The sequence below is a fragment of the Natronomonas sp. CBA1123 genome (assembly GCF_009741925.1).
In the GTDB taxonomy this organism is placed as follows: domain Archaea; phylum Halobacteriota; class Halobacteria; order Halobacteriales; family Haloarculaceae; genus Natronomonas.
Genome location: NZ_WPCC01000069.1, coordinates 1 through 8,543 on the forward strand (window position 1 = coordinate 1; position 8,543 = coordinate 8,543).

The 8,543-nt window shown below is 66.7% G+C and carries 10 protein-coding genes and 1 pseudogene; 6 read left to right on the top strand and 5 right to left on the bottom strand.

All coding sequences use genetic code 11. The features are described from left to right. Both GJ631_RS17815 and GJ631_RS17820 read left to right on the top strand, forming a co-directional pair. Positions 1 to 513, top strand: a 513-nt coding sequence (locus GJ631_RS17815) for an isoaspartyl peptidase/L-asparaginase (RefSeq protein ID WP_197425186.1), incomplete at its 5' end; no start/stop codon positions are given. Between the two features lie 47 nt (positions 514 to 560). Next, positions 561 to 1,001 carry a universal stress protein gene (locus GJ631_RS17820; protein WP_156710447.1) on the top strand — a complete coding sequence of 147 codons (441 nt, stop codon included), beginning with the start codon at positions 561 to 563 and terminating at the stop codon, positions 999 to 1,001. A 31-nt stretch (positions 1,002 to 1,032) separates the two neighbouring features. Here the strand turns inward: GJ631_RS17820 and GJ631_RS17825 are convergent, their stop codons facing one another. Next, positions 1,033 to 1,992 carry a ribose 1,5-bisphosphate isomerase gene (locus GJ631_RS17825; RefSeq protein ID WP_156710448.1) on the bottom strand — a complete coding sequence of 320 codons (960 nt, stop codon included), beginning with the start codon at positions 1,990 to 1,992 and terminating at the stop codon, positions 1,033 to 1,035. A gap of 99 nt (positions 1,993 to 2,091) precedes the next feature. Between GJ631_RS17825 and deoC the strand changes: the two genes are divergently transcribed. Beyond that, the gene (deoC, locus tag GJ631_RS17830; protein ID WP_156710449.1) at positions 2,092 to 2,736 is read left to right on the top strand and encodes a deoxyribose-phosphate aldolase; all 645 of its coding nucleotides are present in this window, start codon (positions 2,092 to 2,094) and stop codon (positions 2,734 to 2,736) included. Here deoC and GJ631_RS17835 read toward each other — a convergent pair whose 3' ends face one another. Next, on the bottom strand, positions 2,737 to 3,498 hold the full coding sequence (locus GJ631_RS17835) for a PQQ-binding-like beta-propeller repeat protein (protein WP_156710450.1): 762 nt from the start codon (positions 3,496 to 3,498) through the stop codon (positions 2,737 to 2,739). Positions 3,499 to 4,006: 508 nt separating this feature from the next. On the opposite strand from GJ631_RS17835, the gene GJ631_RS17840 reads away from it, so the two are divergent. After that, positions 4,007 to 5,251, top strand: coding sequence for a tRNA (N(6)-L-threonylcarbamoyladenosine(37)-C(2))-methylthiotransferase (locus GJ631_RS17840; RefSeq protein ID WP_156710451.1), 1,245 nt, complete (start codon positions 4,007 to 4,009; stop codon positions 5,249 to 5,251). Here the strand turns inward: GJ631_RS17840 and GJ631_RS17845 are convergent. Next, positions 5,233 to 6,177 (bottom strand): cation diffusion facilitator family transporter, encoded by a 945-nt coding sequence (locus tag GJ631_RS17845; protein ID WP_156710452.1) that lies wholly within the window; start codon positions 6,175 to 6,177, stop codon positions 5,233 to 5,235. The two genes, GJ631_RS17840 and GJ631_RS17845, sit on opposite strands and share 19 nt — an antisense overlap. Positions 6,178 to 6,247: 70 nt before the next feature. Then, on the bottom strand, positions 6,248 to 6,787 hold the full coding sequence (locus GJ631_RS17850) for an HIT family protein (protein WP_156710453.1): 540 nt from the start codon (positions 6,785 to 6,787) through the stop codon (positions 6,248 to 6,250). 242 nt (positions 6,788 to 7,029) lie between these two features. Here GJ631_RS17850 and GJ631_RS17855 point away from each other — a divergent pair, with 242 nt between their 5' ends. After that, positions 7,030 to 7,227 (top strand): hypothetical protein, encoded by a 198-nt coding sequence (locus GJ631_RS17855; protein ID WP_156710454.1) that lies wholly within the window; start codon positions 7,030 to 7,032, stop codon positions 7,225 to 7,227. A 40-nt stretch (positions 7,228 to 7,267) separates the two neighbouring features. On the opposite strand, the gene map is transcribed toward GJ631_RS17855, so the two are convergent. Then, a complete protein-coding gene (gene map, locus GJ631_RS17860) occupies positions 7,268 to 8,161 on the bottom strand; it encodes a type II methionyl aminopeptidase (RefSeq protein WP_156710455.1) in 894 nt (297 codons plus the stop codon). A gap of 100 nt (positions 8,162 to 8,261) precedes the next feature. On the opposite strand from map, the pseudogene GJ631_RS17865 reads away from it, so the two are divergent. Continuing rightward, positions 8,262 to 8,543, top strand: a pseudogene (locus tag GJ631_RS17865) (DUF63 domain-containing protein); the annotation flags it as partial.

Here is an 8,543-nt window from a genome sequence, read left to right on the forward strand (position 1 = left end):
GACCTCTGGTCGGAACGGACTCGCGAGCAGTGGGAGGACCTCGAGGAGCGCCCCGCAGGCGACGCCCGCGAACACGCCGAGTGGGTCGCCGAACGATTCGGCGGCGACCCGGAGGGACGTGGCGAGACTCCCACCGACCACGACACGGTCGGCGCGGTGGCGACCGACGGCGAGACGGTCGCCGCCGCCACCTCGACGGGCGGTCGCTGGCTGGCGCTGGCCGGCCGGGTTGGCGACGTGCCGCAGGTCGGCAGCGGCTTCTACTGCACCGAGGCTGGCGGCGTCTCCGCGACGGGTGCCGGCGAGGACATCGCTCGCCTGAACCTCTCGCGCCGTGCCAGCCAGTTCCTCGAAGACGGTCTGGACGCTCAGGCGGCCGCCGACGCGGTGCTCGCGGAGTTCGGCGACCTCGCCGAGGGGTCGGCCGGGCTTATTGTCCTCACGCCTGACGGCGATTGCGGGGAGGCCTACAACAGCGAGGCGATGCAGACGGCGATTGCGGGGTCGGTCTGACGGTTCCCCTCGCAAAATTATATGCGTGAAAGTACCGACTTCACGGTATGCCGCGTCAGATACTCGTTCCACACGACGGTGGGACCCCGGCGGATGCCGCTCTCTCGTTTGCGCTCCGGGAGTTCCCCGACGCCTCGATTACCGTCTTGCACGTCGTCGAACCCTTCGCCGACCACACGGCGGCGGGTACGGAAGGGCAATCGGCCGATAGCTGGCAGGACCGAGCGGCAGAAATCGCCGACGAAGTGTTGGCGGAGGCGCGAGAGGTGGCGGCCGACCACGCCGCCGACATCGACACCCAGTGGGAGTACGGTCGCCCACGTCACGTCATCGTCGAGTACATCGAGAACAATCCAATCGACCACGTCGTGATGGGGAGTCACGGCCGCGGTGCTGTCTCCCGGTTGATTCTCGGGAGCGTCGCGGAGGCGGTCGTCCGCCGCTCGCCGGTCCCGGTGACGGTCGTCCGCGAACCCGAGGGCGACTGAGCCCCGACGGCCCGCTCTCGCCGCCGGAACGCTACGACTCCTGCCAGGGTTCCTCGACGCTCTCGCCGAACAACTCCCGCATCAAGACGACGATGCTCTCCGGTGGGAACTGGCCGCGCTCGGTGACGATGGCGTCGACGTGTCTCGGCGGCGTCACGTCGAAGGCGGGATTGGCGACCTCGATGTCGCCGATGTCGGCGCGGGCTTCCTCGTCGATGACCTCCGAGTCGTCGCGCTGTTCGATTTCGACCGCCGCGCCGGTCAGGGTCTTGGGGTGGAGTTTGATGGACTGGGCGGCGACCATCACCTCGACCCCGCGGTCCCGAGCCGAGACCGCGAGGCCGGCGGTCCCGATTTTGTTGACGACGCTGCCGTCGGCGGCGATGCTGTCGGCGCCGACGAGCAAGTGGTCGGCATCGTCGAGAAACCGGTGGGCAGCGTTGTCGACGACGAGCGTCACCGGCACGCCCAACTCCCGCAACTGGCGGGCGGTGATGTGGCCCTGATTGCGCGGGCGGGTCTCCTTGACGATGGCCTCGATGTCGGTGCCGTCCTCGACGGCGGCCTCGATGCAGGCCATTGCGTCCGTCGAGTGGCAGTGGGTCATCACCACGTCGCCATCGGAGAGCCGTCCCGCCCCGATACGGCCGAGGCGGTCTTGGGCGTCGTCGAGGTCCGACCGGAAGCGGGCGACGGTTCGCTCCACCGAGCGGCGCAACTCCTCGACGGTGTCGCCCTCCATCCCCGAGAGGACGTATCGGAGGGCGTTCGGGAGGCTGACGGCGGTCGGCCGGGTGTCGTGGAGTTCGCGGGCGGCGACCCGGAGTTCCGCCCGGAACGCCGCCGCCGACTCGGCGTCGCTGTTGGCGGCCTGCGTGCCGAGGGCTGTGGCGGCGGCGTCGGCGATGGTGGCGGCACCGCGAACCTCCATCTCGGCGATGCGGTCGGCCGTCTCGCTGACCTCCGGATGCAGCGACGGCGGTTCGGTCATGGTCGTTGTTACCACGGCAGCGGCAAAAGACTCGCGCCCGAATCGCCCTCGGACGGAGCGAGGGGTCGATTTATCCCGTTCGGTCGCGAGGTGTTCGGTATGAACCGCGCCGAGTTCGCCGCACGCATCGACCACACCGTCCTCGGGCCGGAGACGACGTGGCACGACGTGAAAGCGGTGCTCGACGCCGCCGACACTCACGGAATGAACGCCTGTATCCCGCCGTGTTACGTCGCCGAGGCCGCCGAGTACGCCCCGGACGTAACCCTCGTCTCGGTGTGTGGGTTTCCGCACGGACAGGCGGCCCCCGAGACCAAGGAGTTCGAAGCCGAGCGGGCGTGGCAGGACGGTGCCGACGAAATCGACGTGGTTCTCAACGTCGGCCGTCTCCGAAGCGGCGACACCGGTGCGGTCGCCGAGGAACTCGCCTGCGTCGTCGCCGCCGTTCCTCTCCCGGTGAAGGTCATCGTCGAGGCGCCCCTCCTCGAGGAGGCGGAACTGCGGACGGCGTGTGAACTCGCCGCCGAGGCCGATGCGGCGTTCGTCAAGACCGCGACGGGGTTCTCCGATGGTGGCGCGACCGTCGCGGACGTACGCGTGATGGCCGAGTACCTCCCGGTGAAAGCAAGCGGCGGCATCGGGACCTTCGAGGACGCCGTCGCGATGCTGGATGCCGGCGCCGAGCGCATCGGTGCCTCCTCGGGTGTCGCGTTGGTCGAAGGGTTCGACCCCGAGGCGTTCTGACTACTCGAGGGCGTACAGCGTCGCCTCGCCTTCGTCGTTCTGGGCGGCGCCGAACACCGCACCGTCGGCGACCGAAAGTCCCGTGACGACGCTACCGTCGACATCGTATCGCCAGCGTTCGGTTCCGACGCGGTAGTCGTCGACCCCCGTCCCGCCGTCCATCGCGTAGCCGGCGATGAACCCTTCGCCGCCGGAGTAGACGGTGTCGCCGGCGCCGGCCGGCGGTGCTCGCAGGCGGTCGTCGACCGACCAGCGTTCCTCGCCGGTTCGGGTGTGAACCGCCGTGAGGCCACCGCCGACGGCGTAGGTGTTGCCCGCAGCGACGAAGCCGTGGGAGCCGGTCTGGTGGGACCAGCGTGGGGCGCCAGCACTGTCGCCGTCGCGCCGACTCGTCGGGCCGCCGAACACCGAGACGACGACGCCGTCGCCGTCGAGCAGGCTGACCTGCATCACTCGTCCGTCCAGCTGTCTCCGCCACATTCCCTCGGGGCCCTGAAGGTCGTAGTAGACGAGCAGTTCGCCACCGGTCGTTCCCGCACAGAGCTGGTCGCCCCACGAGGCGAGCGCGGAGACGGGGGTGAACGTCTCACGGTCCCACAGTCGTTCGCCATCGATGTCGACACCGACGAGTCCGCCGTCGGTGCCGACGGCGAGTCGCTCCCGGTCGTAGTCGACGACGGGGGCGGTCGTCGGCGAGACACCGATGTCGACCCGCCAGTTCGTCTCCCCCGTTTCGACGTCGAAGGCCACCAGTTCATCCATCCCGCCGGCGTAGCGACGCCGTCGACGACGATGGGCGCCGTCTCGATGGCGAGTTCCTCGTCTTTGAAGCCGAGTCGCCAGCGCTCCTCACCAGCGAGGTCGTAGCCGATGAGGCCACCCTGGGCCGGAAGCACCACTCGTCCGTCGGCGACGACGGGGCGCCCGGCCGGCCACACCGTTTCGACCGCCCACCGTTCTTCAGGTACTTCGCGCGGCGCGACGGCGTCGGCACGATAACAGTCGAAGCGGTCGGTGCCGCCCGGTTGGGGCCACTCGGTATCGGCGTCGGTACCGGGTGTCGCGTTGCTCGCGGGACCGGCGTCGGTACAGCCGGCGAGTCCGACCGCGGCTACGCTCCCGAGGCCGCAGAGAACGCGTCGTCTGGAGGGCATGTTCCACGAATTTCGAACCTTCGGCAAGTGTTTTTCGGTGGTGTACCATCGAGGGTGTCGGGGTCGGACGAAACGTCGCCCTTTTGGCCGCGCACATACAATCGAAGCGCAAGCCGATGGCCACGTACCACATCGAGACGTACGGCTGTACGTCCAACCGGGGTGAGAGCCGACAGATAGAGCGCAAGCTCCGCGATGCGGGTCACTACCGCGTCGACGGCCCCGAGGAGGCGGACGTGGCCATCCTCAACACCTGTACCGTCGTCGAGAAGACCGAACGCAACATGCTCCGGCGGGCTGCGGAACTCGAAGCCGAGACCTCGGACCTCATCGTCACCGGCTGTATGGCGCTCGCACAGGGCGAGGAGTTCGAGGACCTCGACGTACAGGTGCTCCACTGGGAGGACGTACCGACGGCGGTGACAAACGGCGAGTGTCCGACGACGACCCCCGACGCCGAACCGATTCTGGACGGCGTCGTCGGCATCCTCCCCATCGCCCGCGGCTGTATGTCGAACTGCTCGTACTGCATCACGAAGTTCGCGACGGGGCGAGTCGACTCGCCACCGGTTTCGGAGAACGTCGAGAAGGCCCGGGCGCTGGTCCACGCCGGTGCCAAGGAAATCCGCATTACCGGCCAGGACACCGGCGTTTACGGCTGGGACAAGGGCGACCGGAAGCTCCCGGAACTGCTCGACCGCATCTGTGATATCGACGGCGACTTCCGGGTTCGACTCGGGATGGCCAACCCCGGCGGCATTCACGGGATTCACGACGAACTCGCCGAAGTCTTCGCCGAGAACGAGAAGCTCTACAACTTCATCCACGCGCCGGTCCAGTCGGGCAGCGATGACGTCCTCGAAGACATGCGCCGACAACACCGCGTCGAGAAGTTCCGCGAGGTCGTCGCCGCCTTCGACGACCGTCTGGACCACTGGACGCTGTCGACGGATTTCATCGTCGGCTTCCCCACCGAGGACGACGACGACCACCGCAAGTCGATGGAACTGCTCGACGACGTTCGCCCCGAGAAAATCAATATCACGCGCTTCTCGAAACGGCCAGGCACCGACGCCGCCGATATGAAGGGTCTCGGCGGCACAATCAAGAAGGAGCGCTCGAAGTCGATGACGGACCTGAAGATAGATGTCTGCCGGGAGGCCTACGAGTCGATGGTCGGCGAGACCCACGAGGCGCTGGTCGTCGAGGAGGGCACCGGCGATTCGGTGAAGTGCCGCGACGAAGCCTACCGGCAGGTCATCGTCACCGACGCCGAGGCGAAGGGCATCGAAGTCGGCGACTTCATCGAGGTCGAGATTACCCAAAACGAGACCGTCTACTGTTACGGCGAACCGGCCTGAGTTTCCTCGGCGTCCTTCCACTCCCCGATACCTGCGGGGTCGAGATGGAGGTGTACGTCGCCGACATCGTCCAACTCGCGGAGCCCGTCCATGAGTTCCGTCTCGATGTCGTGGGCCTCGATGAGTGTTAACTCGCCGTCGACCTCGACGTGGGCTTCGACTTCGAGGTCGGTGCCGTCGTAGAAGACGGCGAGGTCGTGGACGCCCTCGACAGCCGGGTGTGAACGGAGTTCCTCGACGATTCGTCGGCGCTCGGCTTCCGAGGGGGCGGCACCGACGAGATACGTGACGTTCTCGCGACCGATGTCGGCGCCCTGATACACGACGAGCAGGCTGACGAGGCCACCGGCGGCGGCGTCGAGAACGGGGTAGCCGAGAAAGACGCCGACGACGCCGACCAGCGCCGCGACGGTGGTGTAAATGTCGTTGAGACAGTCGATGGCGAGCGCCTCGAGTGCCGAAGAGCCAATATTCGCGTTGACGCGCTCGGTGTACCAGTACAGGAGGTACATGTCGGCCATCGCGAACAGCAGTGCGCCAATCAAAAGCGGGCTGAAGGTGACGGTCGGCCCCTCGATGAGGCCGAGTGCGGATTCGTACAGGAGGTTCAGCCCGAGGATGACGATGACGCTGCCGACGAACAGCGCGGCCAGCGGCTCGACCCGCTGGTGGCCGTGGGGGTGTTGTTCGTCGGGGTCGGCGTAGACGCTGCGGCCCCACACCAACACGACGAGGCTGGCCACGAGGTCGGCGACGGAGTGGGCGGCGTCGGCGACCAGTGCGACCGACCCGAACGTCAGTCCGACGGCGGCCTCGACGACGATTTTGACGGCGTTGCCGAGGACGTTGACGACGCTGGCGCGGGTGAACCCTCGCTTTGCGGCGTCGGTGTCCAACCCCGCCTCGGCGACCGCCGTATCGCTCATTGCCCGGAATACCGCAACCGGACTGATAAGCGGTCGGGTTAGTGTGGTCGAACCCCCGTCTTCGACGGGGCTAAAACTCGATGTGGACCGACCCGCTGTCGGTGACGGACGCGCCGTCCTGTTCGCGGAACGCCTCCCGAAGCGTCTCGTAGGTGTCTTCGACGGCTTCGACGATGACCTTCGTCCCCGACGTGACGGGCATGAAGTTCGTGTCGCCGTTCCACCGCGGAACGACGTGGGTGTGGAGGTGGTCGTCGATGGAGCCCCCCGCCGCGTCGCCGAGGTTCAACCCGGCGTTGACGCCGTCGGCACCCAGTCCCTCCTCCATCGCCCGGATGGTTCGCTGTTTCAGGCGGGCGTGGTCGAGGAGGGTCTCGTCGTCGAGGTCGCCGAACGACCCCGTGTGGGTGCGGGGAATCACCATCGCGTGACCGGGGTTGTACGGGTAGTTGTTCATGAGGACGAACGCGCGGTCGGATTCTGCGACGACCAACGCCTCGCGGGCGTCGTCTCGCTCCGGGAGCACGCAGAACGGACAGCCGTCGATGTCGGCGTTGCCATCCTCACGCTCGACCCACTCGATTCGCCACGGCGCGAACAACTGGTCCATACCGTTCGATTGGGCCGGTGGGTGGTTAACGCTGTTATTCGACGGAATGTGATACTATATAAAATTATTGGATGTTCAACTATCCGAAGCGTGAATGAAGTGTTGAGAACGTTTTCTAAACCGTCTCGAGCGATTTCGAGCGACGAACGCGCTATAGGGAAATAATCGCGGGATGAACGGTTCAAACGGAGTCCAACCGAATGGGGTTTTTATGCTTCAATCCCGGCAATCCGGAGTCACGCATGGCAACCCGAATCGACGACGACGGTATGACCGAGGAGTGTGAGAAGTGTGGCCGCGAGACGCCCCACGAGGTGAGCATCGAACTCCTCACCGAGAGCACCAAAGAGGAGAACGCCGAGTTCTCCCGGGAACCCTACCGCGTGTCGACGTGTCGCGTCTGTGGCACCGAGATGTCGGTACGGATGAACAACGCGTGACGGACGCGCCGCCGAATCGGTAACTGTTTTCGAAGCCGCGTTACCGCGAACGAGTCGTCACTTCACAGCCGTCCTCGGTGACGATAATCGTGTGTTCCTTCTGGCTCACGAGGAAGCCGTCCTGTTCTTTCAGGACGGGGTAGCCGTGGACGACGTTCTGCTGTTGGAGTCGTCGCAGCGCCATCTCCGCCCGTGAGGTGTCGAGCCATCGGCGGGCGAAGGGCAGCGTTTTGAACTCCTCGACTATCTGTTCGAGGGCCTCCCGGGCCTGTCGGTTGCGCACCGACGCTTCGCGTTCGAGGGCGTAAATCTCCTCTTTGGCTCCCTCGGTGACTTTCCCGCCGCCGTCGGTGGCGAACGGTTCGATGGCGACCACGTCGCCGACCTCCAACTCGATACCCTGTTCCACGCCGCGGTTCGGAATGTTCGGGTCGGTGTGCTGTTCCCAGTGGCCCAGGCCGTGGCCCGAGAGGTTGACGACGGGGTTGTAGCCGTAGCCGTCGATGACCGACTCGATTTCGGCGCCGATTTCGCCCGTCTCGATGCCGGGTTCGATGATTTCGAGTGCGGCGTCGAGGGCCTCGGCCGGCGCCTCGGCGAGTTCCGGGTTCCCCGAGAGGTCGACCGTCACGGCGGTGTCGGCGAGCCAGCCGTCGATGTGGACGCCGATGTCGAGGTTTATCATCTCCTCGCCGAACGTCGTGTCGTCGTCGGGTTTCGGCGTCGCGTGGGCGGCCTCCTCGTCGATGCTGATGTTGACGGGGAAGGCGGGTTCGCCACCCAACTCGCGGATGCGGTCTTCGGCGTACTCGGCGATTTCGAGGTGGCTGGCTCCGACCTCGACGCGGTCGGCGGTCTCGTCGCGGACCTGTGCGAGAATCTCGCCGGCCTCGCGGTTCTTCTCGTAGGACTCCTCGGTGAGGTCGACGCTCATGCCGCCCGCTTCGGCGGGTCCGATAAAAGGGGTTGTGTTCGGGCCTCGCCCGCTTCCACAATCGCAACGTTTTCCGGCGCCGGCGTCGCTGGATACGGTAGTGTCGCCACTCCCATCGGGGTTCGCCCTGCCCGCCCTGCCGTATCTGGTCGGCCTGCTCGTCGCCGCCGCCGTCGCCGGTGGCCTGCTTTATCGGCGACGGCCGCCGGTCACCGAGGCGACGGTGACCGCGCTGACGCCGTGGATGGCTGCCGGCGGCGGCCTGTACGCGCTGTTCCAGTTCGGTGCCGTGCCGTCGGCCGTCGCACCGCTGTTCGGGTCGCCCGCCGTCTACGTCTCCGTCGGCGTGCTCGCCGGCAATCGTCTGGGGGCGGCCGTCGCC